The sequence below is a fragment of the Nonomuraea pusilla genome (genome assembly GCF_900109355.1).
Classification (GTDB): domain Bacteria; phylum Actinomycetota; class Actinomycetes; order Streptosporangiales; family Streptosporangiaceae; genus Nonomuraea; species Nonomuraea pusilla.
Genome location: NZ_FOBF01000007.1, coordinates 20,849 through 35,796 on the forward strand (window position 1 = coordinate 20,849; position 14,948 = coordinate 35,796).

The 14,948-nt window shown below is 73.3% G+C and carries 14 protein-coding genes and 1 pseudogene; 4 read left to right on the forward strand and 11 right to left on the reverse strand.

The window, feature by feature from the left end; genetic code table 11:
• Nucleotides 1-2: 2 nt before the first annotated feature.
• From BMX74_RS16445 to BMX74_RS16475, 7 genes are read right to left on the reverse strand one after another with little or no spacing between them, the layout of a single operon-like run.
• Nucleotides 3-929 carry a carbohydrate ABC transporter permease gene (locus BMX74_RS16445; protein WP_091101264.1) on the reverse strand — a complete coding sequence of 309 codons (927 nt, stop codon included), beginning with the start codon at nucleotides 927-929 and terminating at the stop codon, nucleotides 3-5.
• Between the two features lie 2 nt (nucleotides 930-931).
• Nucleotides 932-2,218, reverse strand: coding sequence for an ABC transporter substrate-binding protein (locus tag BMX74_RS16450; RefSeq protein ID WP_091101266.1), 1,287 nt, complete (start codon nucleotides 2,216-2,218; stop codon nucleotides 932-934).
• A gap of 60 nt (nucleotides 2,219-2,278) precedes the next feature.
• Complete coding sequence (locus BMX74_RS16455) at nucleotides 2,279-3,034, reverse strand: SDR family NAD(P)-dependent oxidoreductase (protein ID WP_055502433.1); 756 nt, start codon at nucleotides 3,032-3,034, stop codon at nucleotides 2,279-2,281.
• Complete coding sequence (locus BMX74_RS16460) at nucleotides 3,031-4,257, reverse strand: ATP-NAD kinase family protein (RefSeq protein ID WP_063791980.1); 1,227 nt, start codon at nucleotides 4,255-4,257, stop codon at nucleotides 3,031-3,033. Before BMX74_RS16460 ends, BMX74_RS16455 begins: the two co-directional genes overlap by 4 nt.
• Nucleotides 4,254-5,795 (reverse strand): aminomethyl-transferring glycine dehydrogenase subunit GcvPB, encoded by a 1,542-nt coding sequence (gcvPB, locus tag BMX74_RS16465; RefSeq protein ID WP_091101268.1) that lies wholly within the window; start codon nucleotides 5,793-5,795, stop codon nucleotides 4,254-4,256. The genes BMX74_RS16460 and gcvPB overlap by 4 nt, the downstream gene beginning before the upstream one ends.
• A complete protein-coding gene (gene gcvPA / locus BMX74_RS16470; RefSeq protein WP_091101271.1) occupies nucleotides 5,792-7,171 on the reverse strand; it encodes an aminomethyl-transferring glycine dehydrogenase subunit GcvPA in 1,380 nt (459 codons plus the stop codon). Before gcvPA ends, gcvPB begins: the two co-directional genes overlap by 4 nt.
• Nucleotides 7,168-9,150 carry a beta-galactosidase gene (locus BMX74_RS16475; RefSeq protein ID WP_091101274.1) on the reverse strand — a complete coding sequence of 661 codons (1,983 nt, stop codon included), beginning with the start codon at nucleotides 9,148-9,150 and terminating at the stop codon, nucleotides 7,168-7,170. The genes gcvPA and BMX74_RS16475 overlap by 4 nt, the downstream gene beginning before the upstream one ends.
• A 112-nt stretch (nucleotides 9,151-9,262) precedes the next feature.
• Here BMX74_RS16475 and BMX74_RS16480 point away from each other — a divergent pair, with 112 nt between their 5' ends.
• Nucleotides 9,263-9,910, forward strand: a complete 648-nt coding sequence (locus BMX74_RS16480; protein WP_055502437.1) for a GntR family transcriptional regulator — start codon at nucleotides 9,263-9,265, stop codon at nucleotides 9,908-9,910.
• A 20-nt stretch (nucleotides 9,911-9,930) separates the two neighbouring features.
• Here the strand turns inward: BMX74_RS16480 and BMX74_RS16485 are convergent, their stop codons facing one another.
• Together BMX74_RS16485 and BMX74_RS16490 are read right to left on the reverse strand one after the other, a co-directional pair.
• Nucleotides 9,931-10,563: a DinB family protein gene (locus BMX74_RS16485; protein WP_176573310.1), complete on the reverse strand. Its 633-nt coding sequence runs from the start codon at nucleotides 10,561-10,563 to the stop codon at nucleotides 9,931-9,933.
• An 11-nt stretch (nucleotides 10,564-10,574) separates the two neighbouring features.
• A complete protein-coding gene (locus BMX74_RS16490) occupies nucleotides 10,575-10,937 on the reverse strand; it encodes a VOC family protein (protein ID WP_055502439.1) in 363 nt (120 codons plus the stop codon).
• 61 nt (nucleotides 10,938-10,998) lie between these two features.
• Between BMX74_RS16490 and BMX74_RS16495 the strand changes: the two genes are divergently transcribed.
• Together BMX74_RS16495 and BMX74_RS46645 are read left to right on the forward strand one after the other, a co-directional pair.
• Nucleotides 10,999-12,093 (forward strand): sigma-70 family RNA polymerase sigma factor, encoded by a 1,095-nt coding sequence (locus BMX74_RS16495; RefSeq protein ID WP_256256983.1) that lies wholly within the window; start codon nucleotides 10,999-11,001, stop codon nucleotides 12,091-12,093.
• Between the two features lie 209 nt (nucleotides 12,094-12,302).
• Nucleotides 12,303-12,422, forward strand: a pseudogene (locus BMX74_RS46645) (hypothetical protein); the annotation flags it as partial.
• Between the two features lie 240 nt (nucleotides 12,423-12,662).
• Here BMX74_RS46645 and BMX74_RS16505 read toward each other — a convergent pair.
• Together BMX74_RS16505 and BMX74_RS16510 are read right to left on the reverse strand one after the other, a co-directional pair.
• Entirely contained in the window at nucleotides 12,663-13,415 is a 753-nt protein-coding gene (locus BMX74_RS16505) for an SDR family oxidoreductase (RefSeq protein ID WP_091101279.1), read from the reverse strand.
• Nucleotides 13,416-13,496: 81 nt separating this feature from the next.
• Entirely contained in the window at nucleotides 13,497-14,249 is a 753-nt protein-coding gene (locus BMX74_RS16510; RefSeq protein ID WP_091101282.1) for a hypothetical protein, read from the reverse strand.
• Between the two features lie 212 nt (nucleotides 14,250-14,461).
• On the opposite strand from BMX74_RS16510, the gene BMX74_RS16515 reads away from it, so the two are divergent.
• On the forward strand, nucleotides 14,462-14,929 hold the full coding sequence (locus BMX74_RS16515; RefSeq protein ID WP_055502443.1) for a nuclear transport factor 2 family protein: 468 nt from the start codon (nucleotides 14,462-14,464) through the stop codon (nucleotides 14,927-14,929).
• The last annotated feature ends 19 nt before the right edge of the window (nucleotides 14,930-14,948 follow it).

Consider the following 14,948-nt stretch of genomic DNA (forward strand, 5'->3'; position numbering starts at 1 on the left):
CCTCACGAGTCGTAGTGGACGAGGCGCTTCTGCGCCGCGAACTGGACGAGGGTCACGAGCAGCGTCAGCACCAGCAGGATGAGGGCGGCGGCGCTGCTCATGCCGAACTGGAAGTCGCGGAAGCCCAGCTCGTAGACCTGGTAGACGATGGTCCGCGCGCCGTCGTTGTCCTGGGGATCGACGAGCACGTAGATCTGGTCGAACGCCTGGAACGAGCTGATCACCGCGACCACCGTGGAGAAGAAGATCGTGGGCGACAGCAGGGGCAGCGTCACGGAGCGGAAGATCCGCACGGGGCCGGCGCCGTCCATGCGGGCGGCCTCGACGACCTGCGGCGGGATGGTCTGCAGCCCGGCCAGGAAGATCACCACGTTGAGCCCGAGCGACGACCAGATCGTCACGACGGCGATGGCGACGACGACCCAGCCGGGGTCGCCGAGCCAGTCGGGCGCGTTGATGCCGAACCACCGGTGCAGGCTGGTGTTCAGCACGCCGTTGTCGTTGCCGGCGAGGATGACCTGCCACATGAGCGCGACGGCCACGGAGCTGGTCACCACCGGCAGGAAGTACAGCACGCGGTAGAAGCCGCTGCCCTTGACGCTGTTCAGCGCGATCGCGATGAGCAGCGCCAGGCCGAGCCCGAACGGCACGGTCAGCAGCGCCAGCTTGACGGTGTTCCAGACGGCGCGCCCGAACTCGGGGTCGGACAGCTGCGCGGCGAAGTTGGAGAACCCGGCCCACTGCTTCTGGCCGAGGCCGTCCCAGTGCATGAACGCGAGCACGACGGCGAAGCCGAGCGGCGCGACGAGGAACACCGTCAGCGCGGCGACCTGCGGCGCCAGGAAGAACGCGGCCCACAGCCCGTCGCGGTTCCTGACCCGCTCAGGGGCGCGGGCCGCGTGGGCGCGGGCCCGGGTGAGGACGGCCACGGCTAGCCCAGCTTGCTCTCGACGAGCTTGCCGAGCTCGCTCATGCCCTGGTCGAAGCCGACCTTGCCGGTCCACACCTTCATGAGGTGCTCGTTGATCGCGGCGGTGAGCCCGGGCACGGACACCTCCTCGGGGTAGTTGGCGAAGCCGGTGTCGCGCACGTCGAGGAAGGTCTGGGCGTGGGCGGGGTAGCCGTCCGCCAGCACGACCTGCTCGGCGCCCTTGATCGACGGCACGGCGCCGCCGTCCTTGAGCCGCAGGAGCTGCCCCTCCTTGCTCACGAACTCGGTGAGGAAGGTGAACGCCTCCTTGGGCAGCTTCGTCTCCTTGTTGATCGCCAGGTAGGAGGCGGCGACCGCGCCCGGCATCGGCTGCCCGGTCTGCGAGGGGAACGGCACGATGTCGTAGTTGTCCAGCTCGCCGCCCTTCCTCAGCGAGTCGATCACCCAGCGGCCCCCGGCGTAGAAGCCGGCCTTGTGCTTGAGGAACTGGGTGGACGGCCCGTTGCTGTCGGGCAGCAGGTCGGCGCTGAGGAACGTCTTGTCCTGGTAGCCCTTGGCGAGCGTGCGCAGCGCCTCCAGCGACTTCGGGTCGGTGGTGGCGACGAACTTCCCGCCGTCCCACGTCTTGCCGCCGAAGCCGTTGATCATCGAGTACGTGGAGCCGTACCAGTTCCAGAAGATCGACCCGGCCTTGCCCGCCGCCTTGAGTTTGGCGTTCATGTCGAGGTACGTCGCCATGGTCCACTTCCCGGCCGCGTTGAGCGCGGCCGGGTCCTCGGTGACGCCGGCGTCCTTGAGCGCCTGCTTGTCGAACCAGAGCACCTCGGGGTTGGTGTCGTTGGGGACGCCGTAGATCTGGCCGTCCTTCCTGGCTCCGCCGTACACGCCGTCGAAGAAGTCCTCCGGCCTGCTCTTGGAGTCGGGCCCGGCCAGCTTGTCGTTGAGCGGCGTGAGCACCCCGGCCTGGACGAACTTGCCGATGTTGTCGTCGCCGACGAAGAAGACGTCGGGGGCCGTCTTGCCGGTGAGCTGGGTGAGCAGCTTGGGGTGGTAGTCCTCGTACTTGGCGACGGACTCCAGCTTCAGCCGGATGCCGGGGTGGCGCTTGTGGAAGTCCTCGGTGAACGCCTCGTACAGCTTCACGTCCTCGGCCGATCCCCACGTGGACCAGCGGACGGTGACCGGGGCCGTGCCGCCGGACACTCCGGGGACGTTCCCTCCTCCGCTTCCGCTGCAGGCGGTCGTCGCGAGGGCCAGGACGCCCAGGACGGTGAGCGCACGCTTCATGGTCGGCTCCTTACGGGGGTTGTGCTTGGGGGGTGTGGCAGGCAGGGCGTTGGCAGGGGGTCAGGCGAGGCCGCCGCCGTCGACGACGAGGGCGGAACCGGTGATGTAGCTGGCGGCGTCGCTCGCGAGGAAGAGCACGGCCTGGGCGATCTCGTCCGGCGTGCCGGCGCGGCCCATCGGGCGGTCGGCGGCGTCGGAGGCGAACGCGGCCCAGTCCTCGCCGAGCTGACGGGCCTCGTCACGCAGCATCGGCGTGTCGGTGTCGCCGGGGTTGACCGAGTTGACGCGGATCCCGGCGGCGGCGTGGTCGATGGCCAGCGCGCGGGTCATGTTGACGACGGCCGCCTTGGACGCGCAGTACGAGATCGCGTTCCCGCCGCCCTTGAGCCCCCATCCCGAGCCGGTGTTGACGATCGAGCCGCCCTCGGTCATGGCGGGGATCGCGTGCTTGCACATGAGGAACACCGACCTGACGTTGACCGCCATGACCCGGTCCCACTCCTCCACGTCGAGGTCGAGCGCGGTGGTGCGGCGGATGATGCCGGCGTTGTTGAACAGCACGTGCAGGCCGCCGTACGTCTCGACGGCCGTCGCGACGACGCGGCGGCAGTCGGCCGTGTCGGACACGTCGGCCCGCACGGGCGTCGCCCGGCCTCCTCCGGCCTCGATGGCGGCGACCGTCGCCGCGGCGCCCGCCTCGTCGAGGTCGGCCACGACCACCCGGGCGCCCTCGCGGGCGAAGAGCAGGGCCGTGGCCCGGCCGATGCCCGAGGCACCACCCGTGACGATCGCGACCTTGCCGTCGAGCGTGTTCATCCGTCGTACTCCTCACTTGCCGCACACATGCGATAGATCGTGCTCTCGCGGTATCCGGTGATCACCCGGACGTGCCCGCGGAGCGTCCTGTCGAGGTCGTCGTCGCCGCTGTCGGCCAGCAGGGGCCGTCCCTTCAGCGCGGCGAGCTTCTGCTGCGTGGCCAGGACCACCAGCACCTCCCCCAGGGCGTCGCCTCCACGCCGGCCGCCCAGGACGGCGGCCAGCACGCGGGGGGACACCTGCTGGTTGCCGCGGCCGAGCACGAAGCCCTGGCCGCCGATCACCGACAGCACGACGACCGCCGGCCGGCCGGTGACCAGGCCGAGCAGCTCGGCCTCCGAGACGTCGGCGGCCACCAGCCTGCCACCCGCGCTCCCGCCGCCGGTCGCCGCCTCCGCCGTCCCGCCCGGGGCGAGCTCGACGACGTCCACGCCGAGCAGGGTGGTGGCCAGGCCGAGCGCGCGCCCCACCGCCCGGGTGGTGGCGCCGGGCCCGAGGACGTAGCGGACGCCGGGCCGCATCCGCGCCACGACCTCCCGCGCGATGCCCTCGGCGGTGGCCGGCTCCGTGCCCGACGACCCGGTCTTGCGCCCCGACAGGGCCGCCCTGGCGGCGGGGACGCGCAGGCTGCCGTACAGGCGGGGGCCCACGGCGCCCCGGCGGTAGCCCTCCTCGTCGAGGTCCACGACCTCGGCCTCGGCCGTGCTCCGCCCGTCGAACCCGGCCGCGAGGAAGCCCGCCGCCGCCGGGCTGACGGCGAAGCAGCCCGAGTACACCTTCACCCCCGCGGGGATGCCGAGTACCGGCGGCGCCTGCCCGCCCAGGCCGGCGACCGCGTCGAGGACGTCCCTGGCGGTGCCGTCACCGCCCGCGAACAGCAGCAGGTCCACCCCGGCGAGCGCGCGGACCGCCCGCCGGGTGTCCTCCGCCGTGGTGACGGACCCGGGGCCCGCGTGGGGCGGGTGGACGAGGTCGCAGCCGGCCCCGGCGGCCCGGACGCCGTCCTCGCCCATCGGCCCGGGCACGGTGACCAGGCGGACGCCGGGGCGGCGCGACAGCAGCGTGCGCACCGCCCGCGCCGCGCGCTCCCCCGCCCTGGGCGTCGCGCCCCTGGCCAGGGCGGCGCGCTGGACGTCGGCGCCGTCGCTGCCCTTGAGCCCCGCCGCGCCGCCCAGACCGGCGACCGGGTTGACGACGAGCCCGACGACCAGCCCGCCGGTCATGACAGATGCTTGCGGACGTAGGCGCGCCAGGTGGGCGCCCACTCCTTGGGGTCGTCCAGCGGCGTCATGTCGATCTTGTGGACGGTCTGGTTGTACGGCGCGCCCTTGACGAACTCGGGGTCGCGCCGTGCCTCGTCCGCGACGTGCGCCAGGATGGCGGCGTACTCGTCGAGGTCCTCCTTCGAGTACGACTCCGTCGGCTCCAGCGTGAACGGCTCGGGCACCACGTACGGGTGGTGGCTGGTCCAGTAGTGCACGCCGAAGTCGGCGGCGCGCACGCCGATCTCCTCCGAGTGGACGCCGGTCTCCTCCGACAGCTCCTGCCAGGAGTAACGCACCTGCTCGACCCTGCGCCTGTCCCACGGCGCCGACGCGCCGGGGATCTGCAGGACCTTGTGCATGAGGTAGTTGTTGTTGAGCACCGCCGTCTCGGCCACCTGCCGCAGGCCCTCCGCGCCGAGCGCCATGATCCAGGCGTAGGCGCGCACGATGTTCGGGGTGACGCCGAGGAACGGCCGCACCTTCCCGATCGACGCGGGCGGCGTCTCCAGCCGGTACGACTCCCCGTCGAAGGCGACGACCGGGCCGGGCAGGAACGGCGCCAGGTCCTCCGACACGCCGCACGCGCCGGCCGCGGGGCCGCCGCAGGCGTGCGGGGTGGAGAACGTCTTGTGCAGGTTGAAGTGGCACAGGTCGAACCCGGCGTCGCGGGCGCGGGTGATGCCGAGGATGCCGTTGGCGTTCGCCTGGTCGTAGCAGGCCAGGCCGCCCGCCTCGTGCACCAGGTCCACGAACTCCCTGATGCGGGGGTTGAAGATGCCGGTGTCCTCCGGGTTGGTGATCATCAGGGCGGCGGTGCGCGGGCCGACGGCGGCGCGCAGCGCCTCGATGTCGGGCAGGCCGTCGGCGTCCGGCATCAGGGTGACGACCTCGTACCCGGCGGTCTTGGCGCAGGCCGCGTTCGAGGGGTGGGAGAACATCGTGGTGATGACCTGGTCGCGGTGGCCCTCGCCGCGTGCCGCGTGGTAGGCGCGGATCATGGCGATGTTGGCGTAGATGGCCGCCGACCCCGACCCCGGCTGGAGCGACACCCGCGACATGCCGGAGATCTCCGCCAGCATGCGTTCGAGCCGCCAGTAGATCTCCAGCACGCCCTGCACGGTGTCGTCGTGCTGCAGCGGGTGCACCTCGGCCACGGCGGCGGCGAACCGGTCGTTGACCTTGGGGCTGTACTTCATCGTGCAGGTGCCCTGGCCGACGTCGATGTTGAGATCGACGCCGAGGTTCTCCTGCGACAGGCGCAGGTAGTGGCGCAGCACGTGCAGCTGCGCCAGCTCGGGCAGCTTCGGCGGCGCGGCGCGGCGCACCGAGCCGGGCAGCTCGACGAGCGGCGCGCCCGGCTCGGGCACCGCGACGCCCCTGCGGCCTGGCGCGGACAGCTCGAAGATGATCGGCTCGTCCCAGCGGGCCTGGTGGAAGCGGCGCAGCGGCGGCTTGGGCGCGACGGGGAGCTCGGCGAAGGACTCCGCGTTGTTCACAGCGTCTCCTGGTTCTTCACGTCGGCGTTCTGCACGGCGTCCGCGGGGTTCCGCACGGCTTCCGCCACGGCCGCGGCGAGCCGGTCGATGTCGGCGATGGAGTGGCGTTCGGTCACGCAGACCAGGACCGTGCGGTCGTCGAGCGGGACGCCGCCGTAGATGCCCTGCTCGCGCAGCGCGGCGAGCAGGGCCGCGCTGGACGGCACCTCGACGGCGAACTCGCGGAAGTGGATCGCGTCGCGGTGCAGCACGGTGACCGCCCCGGCGAGGGCGTCCATGGCGTAGCGGGTGCGGGCGAGGATCGTCTCGCCCAGCTCGCGCATGCCCTGCGGGCCCATGAGCGCCAGGTACACCCCGGCGGTGATGCCCCAGAGCGCGGCGGCGGTGCCCACCCACTCCTTGCCCTCCTCGCGGTGGGCGAAGGAGGTGCGGTCGTAGAAGACGTCGCCGAAGCCGTACTCGCCGGGCACCTTGGTGGGCGCGATGCCGAACAGCCGCGAGGGGAACTCGGCGACCAGCGGCTCGTGGTCCTGGGTGGCGATGTAGCCGGCCTGGCCGCCGCCGTGGTTCTGGTGGATGCCCAGCGACTGGATGTCGCCGCAGGCGATGTCGGCCCCGTACGCGGCGGGCGGGGCGAGCACGCCCAGCGAGATCGGGTCGGCGCCGACGACGAGCAGCGCGCCGTGGGCGTGGGCCAGGTCGGCCAGCTCGCGCCCGCGCGTCTCGACGACGCCGTACACGTTCGGCGTCTCCAGGTAGATCGCGGCGTACGAGTCGTCGAACGACTCCACCTCGACCTCGCCGCCCTCCCCCACCGGGGCCGTGACGATCTCGATGTCGGGCGCGAGGAAGTCGCGCAGCTTGCTCGCCTTGTCGCCGCTGATCGCGCCGCTCACCAGCACCTTCGACCGCTTCGTGTACCGGCAGGCCATGCGCAGCGCGGTGCCCGCCGCCTGGAAGCCGTCGTAGGTCGGGACGTTGACCACGTCCATCTCGAGGAGCTCGCCCATCATGCTGACGTACTCGAACAGCGCCTGGAAACGGCCGTGGTCCTCGTACGGCTCGCCCGCGTACGCCGTGAGGAACTCGCTGCGCGAGTTGACCTCGTCGCAGACGGCCGGGACGTAATGCGGGTAGCAGCCGTGGCCGAGGAAGCTCAGCGCCTGCTCGGTGTCGGTGACGCGGCCCAGCAGCCCGTCCATGTGGCGTACCAGGTCCCGCTCCGCCACCAGGGGCGCCGGCAGGTCGAGCGGCCGGTCCAGGCGAAGGTCGGCGGGGATGTCGGCGTAGAACTCCTCGACGCCCGACGCGCCGATCGCGGCGAGCATCTCGGCCCGGACGCCGGGTTCGGCGTTCGGGATGTACGGGTGCGTCACGTGTCTCCTTCGATCCTGAGCACTACGGCGTCGCGCGGCGCGAGCTCGATCTCGCCGCGCATGGGGGTTCCGGTGAGCAGGTCCGTGCCGGGCTGCGGCAGGGCGACCCGCTGCGGGGTGGTCGTGTGGTTGAGCAGGAACAGGTGCCGGTCGCGGCGCACGGCCTCGACGCCCTCGGGGACGGCGGTCCTGGCGACGCCGCCCGGCACGCGGGCGAGCACCTCGCCGAGCACGGGGGTCACGTCGTCGAGCAGGCAGCTCACGTAGGTCGCGCGGCCCCTGCGGGTGACGGCGGGCAGGCCGTCGAGCTCGCCGCCCTCGTAGGCGGCGACGACGTCCGCGGGGCCGTCGTCCGGCAGGCGCAGCCACTCGGTCCAGGTGCGGGCGGTTCCCTCGGCCCCGTCCGCGTGCCGCACCCGCTGGACGGCGCCGTCGGGCAGCGGCCAGAACTCGTCCACCTCGACGCCGAGCAGGCGGCGCAGCGGCCCGGGCGGCCCGCCGGGGTGGACCTGGTCGGACGCGTCCACGACGCCGCTGAACGGGCCCACGACCAGCTCGCCCGTGAACGAGGCCAGCGCCTCGGCCTGCTCCTCGGTGCAGAGGTAGAGGTTGGGGACGATGGCCACGCGGTAGCCGGACAGGTCGCGGTCCGGCGGCGCGAGGTCCACGGCGACGCCCATGGCGTGCAGCGGCGCGTACCAGGCGAGCAGCAGGTCCTTGAGCTTGAGCCGGTTCGACGGCATCGACTCGGGGGCCTCCAGGCCCCACCAGCTGTCCCAGCCGAGGACGAGCGCCACCTCGGCCGGGGTGCCGGTGCCCGCCACCTCGGCCAGCCTGCGCAGGTCGGCGCCGAGCGCGAGCGTGTCGCGCCAGCCCCGCGCACGGGTGCCGCCGTGCGGCAGCAGGGCCGAGTGGAACTTCTCCGGGCCGTACCTCGCCTGGCGCCACTGGAAGAACATCACGCCGTCGGCGCCGTGCGCGACGGCCTGCAGGCTGTGCAGCCGCATCATGCCGGGCGGCTTGGGGACGTTCACCTCGCGCCAGGACACCGCGGACGGCGCGGACTCCAGCAGCAGCCAGGGCCGCCGCTTGAGCGAGCGCATGAGGTCGTAGCTGAGCGCCACCGCGACGTGCGCGGCGGGGTCGGCCGGGTCGGGGTAGGCGTCGTCGCTGACGAGGTCCTCGGCGGCGGCCCATTTCCAGTAGTCGAGGCCGTGCAGGATGCTCATGAAGTTCGTGGTGACGGGGACGTCCGGCGTGACCTCGCGCAGCGCGTCGCGTTCGGCGGCGAACAGCTCCAGCAGCGCGTCGCTGCAGAAGCGCCGCCAGTCGAGCAGCTGCGCCGGGTTGACCGGCCCGGGCGCCTTGCGGGGCGGCTCGACCTGGTCGAGGGCGGTGTAGTGCTGGCCCCAGCAGGACGTGCCCCAGGCGGCGTTCAGCGCCTCGACGTCTCCGTAGCGGTGGCCCAGCCAGGCGCGGAAGTGGCGGGCGGACTCGGGGCAGAAGCATTCGAGGGTGTGGTCGGCGTACTCGTTGCCGACGTGCCACATGGCGAGGGCGGGGTGGCCGGCGTACCGTTCGGCGATCGCCCTGGCCAGGCGCACGGCGTGCGCGCGGTAGACGGGCGAGCTCGGGCAGTAGCCCTGGCGGGAGCCGAACTCCAGGCGCACGCCCTGCGCGTCGACCGGCATGACCTCGGGGTGCTCGCGCACCAGCCACGGGGGCGGGGTCGCGGTGGCGGTGGCCAGGTCGGCGGCGACGCCGTGCTCGTGCAGCAGGTCGAGCACGCGGTCGAGCCAGCCGAAGTCGTACGCGCCCTGCCGCGGCTCCAGCCGCGACCACGAGAACACCGCGACGGTGGCCATGGTGACCCCGGCCTCGGCCATGAGCCGCGCGTCCTCGGCCCAGACCTCCTCCGGCCACTGCTCGGGGTTGTAGTCGCCGCCGAACAGCAGCCCCGGCACACGGGTCAGGCTCACGCCCGCTCCTCTCAGCTGAGGTGTGATATTTTGTATGCAGAATTCATAGTGCAGTATTTTGCATCACGTCAAGCGGTAAAATTTGGCCTGGCCGAAAATCCGAAGGAGCGTCATGCCCATCGAGCGGCGACCGCTGCGCGAGCAGATCAGGGAAGAACTGCTGAGCAGGCTCGACCGGGGCGACTTCGCCGCCGGCACCGACATCAACGAGGCCTCGCTCGCGGCCGAGCTGGGCGTCAGCCGCACCCCCCTCCGGGAGGCCCTCATCACCCTGGCCGGCGAGGGCGTGCTGGAGAGCAACCAGGGGCGCGGCTTCAGGTTCGCCCCCGTGAGCCGCAAGGAGTTCCGCGAGCTGTGCGAGATCGTCGCGGCGCTGGAGTCGCTCGCGCTCGACTGCTCCGACGCCGCCCACCTGCGGGGCATCGCGCCCGAACTGCTCAGGCTGGCCCAGGAGTTCCCCGACAGGGTCGCCGAGCAGCAGGTCATAGAGCGTCACGACGACGAGTGGCACGACCTGCTGCTCAGCGGCTGCCGCAACGAGCGGCTGCTCGACCTCATCACCAGCGTCAAGGCCGGGATGCGCCGCTACGCCCACCTGCTGGCCGGCGACGAGACGCCGCTCGAGCGCGAGGCCGCCGAGCACCGCAGGGTGGCCGAGCTGCTGGTGGACGGCGACCTCGCCAAGGCGTCCCAGGCGCTGCGCGACAACTGGGTCAACGGCATGGAACGGATGATGTCCCGTATCCCGGCGGACGGCTGACCGCCCGCCGGGCACCCCTGTCAGCCGCGGGCGGCCTCCCGGGCGGCCCGCCCCGCCTCCTGCGCGGCCCGCTCCACGCGGGCCCGGTGCTCCTTCCACCCGGCCTCGCCCAGCGCCGGCAGCCGCGGGTCGCCCTCGAACTGGCCCGCCGCGCCGTCCACCAGCTCGCGGACCACGTCCGCGTGACCCGCGTGGCGGCCGGTCTCGGCGACGAGGTGCACCAGGACGCGGTGCAGCGTCGCCCCCGCGTGCGGCTCCGGCCACCACGGCACGTACCCGGCCGCGTCCAGGTCCAGCGCCTCCACGGTGGCGTCGCCGTGCGCGCAGGCCGCCCGGTACGTCCCCACGATCCGCTCGCGGGACTCCCCGGCCGTCGCCCACATGTCGGCGTTCGGCTCGAACGCGTCCGGCCCCAGATCAGGACGGAACCACGCCACCGGCTCCGGGTAGTGCCGCCCGAAGACGAACCCGAGATACAGCAGCTCGACGACGGACAGGTGCTTGACCAGGCCCAGCAGGTTGGTGCCGGTCGGCGTCAGCGGCCTGCGCACGTCGTACTCGGACAGCCCGTCCAGCTTCCCCAGCACGGCCTCGCGGGCCTCCCGCAGGTAGCGGTGCAGGTCGGCCTTCAGCCCCGCGTCCCTTTCCGTCACGGCCGGCCCCCTCACGCGCCCAGGAGGCCGACGGGGTTGCCGTCGGGGTCGTCGAAGACGGCCATCCTGCCCTGGCCGGGCAGGGCCCGCGGGTCGAGCCTGCGCTTGCCGCCCAGCGCCTCGGCGCGGGCCAGCGCCTCGTCCACGTCCGCGACCCGGAAATAGACGACGATCCCCGTGTACGGGCTGCCGGGCCCGGCCTGGCCGATGCCGCCCGCCGGCTCGCCGCCGTCGGCGCCGACCAGCGCGTACGTGTCGTCCAGGACGTTCACCGTCCAGCCGAACAGGTCCTGGTAGAAGCGCCTGGCACGGGCGGCGTCAGGCGAGGAGACGTCGAACCACGCGGGTGCGGGGTCGTGTCCGTCGAGTGTCATGGAATCCTCCTTGGAGTCTGTCGTGAACAGGACTTTCGGAGGTAGGGCAGAATCATCGCTCGTGAGCGAGAAATCTCCGGAACGTCCTGACCGGAGCCCCGGAGGCCGCGCCGCGGCCGGAGGGGACGCGCGCGAGGGCGCCGAGCGTGACGCCGAGCGTGACCTGGCGCTGGCGCGGTCCGGCGACGGGGCGGCGTTCACCAGGATCGTGCGCCCGCTGCGCGCCGAGCTGCACGCCCACTGCTACCGGATGCTCGGCTCCGTCCACGACGCCGACGACGCCCTCCAGGACGCCCTGCTGCGCGCCTGGCGCGGCCTGGCCGGGTTCGAGCGGCGCGGCTCGCTGCGCTCGTGGCTGTACACGGTGGCCACCCGCACCTGCCTCGACCTGGTCGCGCGGCGCGGCAGGCGGGCCCTGCCGATGGACCTCGGCCCGGCCGCCGAGGAGGCGGTCGTCGACCTCGCGCCGTCGTCGGAGGTCGCCTGGCTCGGGCCGTACCCCGACGCCGACGTCGCCGCCGGGTACGCCGCGCCCGAGGCCCGCTACGAGCGGCGCGAGGCGATCGAGATCGCCTTCGTCGCCGCCCTGCAGCACCTGCCCGGCAACCAGCGGGCGGCGCTGCTGCTGTTCGAGGTGCTCGGCTTCTCCGCCGCCGAGATCGCCGTGATGATGGACACCTCCACCGCCTCGGTCAACAGCGCGCTCCAGCGCGCCAGGCGGGTCGTCGCCGACAGGGTGCCCTCGCCCGGCACCCAGCGGACGCTGCGCGCCCTCGGCGACGCGCGGGTCAGGGAGATCGCCTCCGGGTACGCCTCCGCCCTGGAACGCGGCGACCCCGACGCGCTCGTCGCCCTGCTCACCGAGGACGTCACCTGGACGATGCCGCCGCTGCGGGCCTGGTACCGGGGCGTGGAGGCCGTCATGGACTTCGCGGTGCGGGTGCCGATCACCGCCTGCGGCGCCTGGCGCCACCTGCCTGTCACCGCGAACGGCCAGCCCGCCGTGGCCTTCTACCTGTGGGACGACGCGGCGGGGGCGTACCTGAGCTGGTCGATCACCGTGCTGGGGCTGCGCGGCGGACGCATCGCCGAGATCACCACCTTCCTCGGCCGCGACCACTTCCCCCGGTTCGCCCTCCCCGCCCGCCTGCCCTGACGTCACCCCGATCAGTCGTAGCCGGGGAGGGGCTCCCAGATGCTGATCTCGGTGCCCTGGTCGTCGGTGCAGGCGCAGCCGCGCCCCGACCGGGCCTCCGGCATCTCCCCCACCGTGCCGCCCAGCTCCAGCACCCGCGTCACGGCCGCGTCGACGTCGGCGACGTGTACAGGTTCGGCTGCGCCGACGGCCCGTCCGGCACGAAGCCCATGGGCACGGCATCCGACGGCGGACCCGTGGACCTCGGCAGGGTCGTCACCTGGGAGCCGCCGCACCGGCTCGTCTGGGCCGACCTGCTCGACGAGAGCGGCCGGACGGAGATCGAGGTGTCCTTCACGGCCGACGGGGACGGGACCCGGGTGGAACTGGAGCACCACGGCCTCGACACCCTGCCGCCGGACGTGGCGGGCCGGATCCGCCGCGGATACTCCCTCCTGGAACGTCGTCCTGCGCTGGTACGCCGCCGCCCGCCGGGCGGCGCCCCCGCCGCACGGCGCGGGACGCTCGTACACCACGTCTGTGGACGCGACCCCGGCCCCCGTCGGAGGGAGCGGGCACCCCCGGTCCGGTCAGGAGGCGGTGTCCAGCCACTCCTCGAAGGTCGGCCCGGCGATGACGGTGCCGGGCCCGGCCAGCAGCACGCCGCCCCTCACCAGGTCGCGGTCCGGGTCGGACGGGCCCTCGACGGCCTCGACCCGCACCGGGTCGCCGCGCCGCGCGGCCAGACGCGCCGCCATGTCGACGAGCTCCTCCTCCCGGGGCCCGGCGATCTCGGTGACGGCGCCCGCCTGACGGCCGGTCCCGGTGGCGAGGTCGGCGAGCGCCCTGGCCACCGCCTCGGCCGCCACCGGCTGGACCCGCATCCTCGGGACGTGGCTGACCTCGCCCCGCCTGCCCCATGCGAGGTTCTGCGCGGCGAACTCGTGGAACTGCGCCGCGCGCAGCACGCGCGCCGGCACCGGGCCCGCCAGCGCCACCCGCTCCTGGACGGCCTTGGCCGCCAGGTAGCCGCCGGCGAACCGGTCCACCCCCAGGATGGACAGCAGCACCAGGCGGCGCACCCCCGCGTGCTCACCCGCCTGCTGCAGGTTCCGGGTCGCGGCGGTGAAGAAGGCGGTCGCCGCCTCCTGGTCGACGGTGCCGGCGTTCAGCACGTCCACCACGCAGTCGGCGCCCGCGAGCGCCTTGTCCAGTCCGTCGCCGGTGACGACGTCGACGCCCCCGGAGCGCGACATCGCGACCACGTCGTGTCCCCCGGCCTCCAGCACCTCTGCGACGTACCGGCCGACCATCCCCGTCGCTCCTGCCACTGCGATCCTCATGTCCGCCTCCCAGCCGTTTCGTGGATCACCACCTGGACGGGACAGAGGCCGGGAGTGTGACACTCCCGGCGGGTTTCTTTCTCACGCCGTCCGCACGGTGGTGGTCCGGACGTGGCCCGCCGCCGCCGCGAGCAGGCAGACGCCCCAGAGCAGGAACACCGGGTACGTCCCGGCGAACGCCCAGCTCCCGTCGAGGACGTCCGCGCCGCCGCCGGGGGCGCACGCCCGGGTGACGCCGAACGCCAGGCAGGTCGTCATCATCGCGCCGTACTGGCCGACCAGCAGGCCGACCACCACCGGCGGGACGACCGCGACCGGGCGCGGCACCCTCCGCCCGCCCACCCACGGCACCCGGCGCGGGACCACCTGCCCCCACCGGGCGGCCAGTCCCAGCGTGAGCACCGCTCCCGCCACGGGTCCCGCGACGAGCAGCACCCAGTACGTCGCCGAGCCCGCCAGCGCCGCCAGCTCCGCCCGCGAGCCCGCCGCCACGCCGAACGGCACCCCGAGCCCCCACAGCAGGTGCGGAACCGTGTAGCCCAGCACGGGCACGGCCGCCGCCGCCCAGGTCGCCGCCCTGGCCCAGGGCTCGGGCCGCACCGTCCCGTCGGCCCGCCGCCGGGGCGGCCGAGGTGCCGTGCGGGCGCCGTACCGGAGGGTCGCCAGGCCGAGCAGCAGGCCCAGCGCCACCGCGAGGACCTGCCCGGGCAGTGCCGGATCGCCGGTCTGCCCGAACACGAGCCGCATGACCAGGTTGCCCGGGACCACGAGCGTGAGCCAGGCCGCCCCGGCCCATCCCAGGACGAGCAGCGCGAGACGCGCGGGAGATCTCATGCCCGCCGAGGCTAGGACCGCCCACCAGGGGGAACCTCCCTCACCAGGGGGACGTCCTCCCCTGCCCAGGGGAGACAGGCCCGGCGGAGGGACGGGGCCGCGCCAGTTCTAACGGGTTTCGCGGCTTCCATCCGTTTGACGATGTCCGCCCGCACATGCCATGCTTTCTAACGTATAGAAGCTGGTTTTGCCGTTAGATAGGAAGTTTCCGCATGTCCGAGCCGCGCCCGCCGTTCCCGCCCTTCGACCTCGACAGCGCCATCCAGAAGGTCCAGGCCGCCGAGGACGCCTGGAACACCCGCGACCCGCACCGGGTGAGCCTCGCCTACACGGAGGACTCCGTGTGGCGCAACCGCGACACCTTCCTCACCGGGCGCGAGGCGATCGTCGCGTTCCTGACGGACAAGTGGGAGCGCGAGCGGGACTACGTGCTGCGCAAGAGCCTGTGGGGGTTCCGCGGGAACCGCATGGCCGTGCGCTTCCAGTACGAGTGGCACGACGCCTCAGGGCAGTGGTTCCGCAGCTACGGCAACGAGCTGTGGGAGTTCGACGAGCGCGGCCTCATGCGGCGCCGGGAGGCCAGCATCAACGACGTGGCCATCGACGAGGCCGACCGCCGCTACTTCGGGCCGCGACCGGCGGACGAGCGCGGCCCCGGCCACGACATCCCGATCTGGTGACCACGCCCCGGGCCGCGAC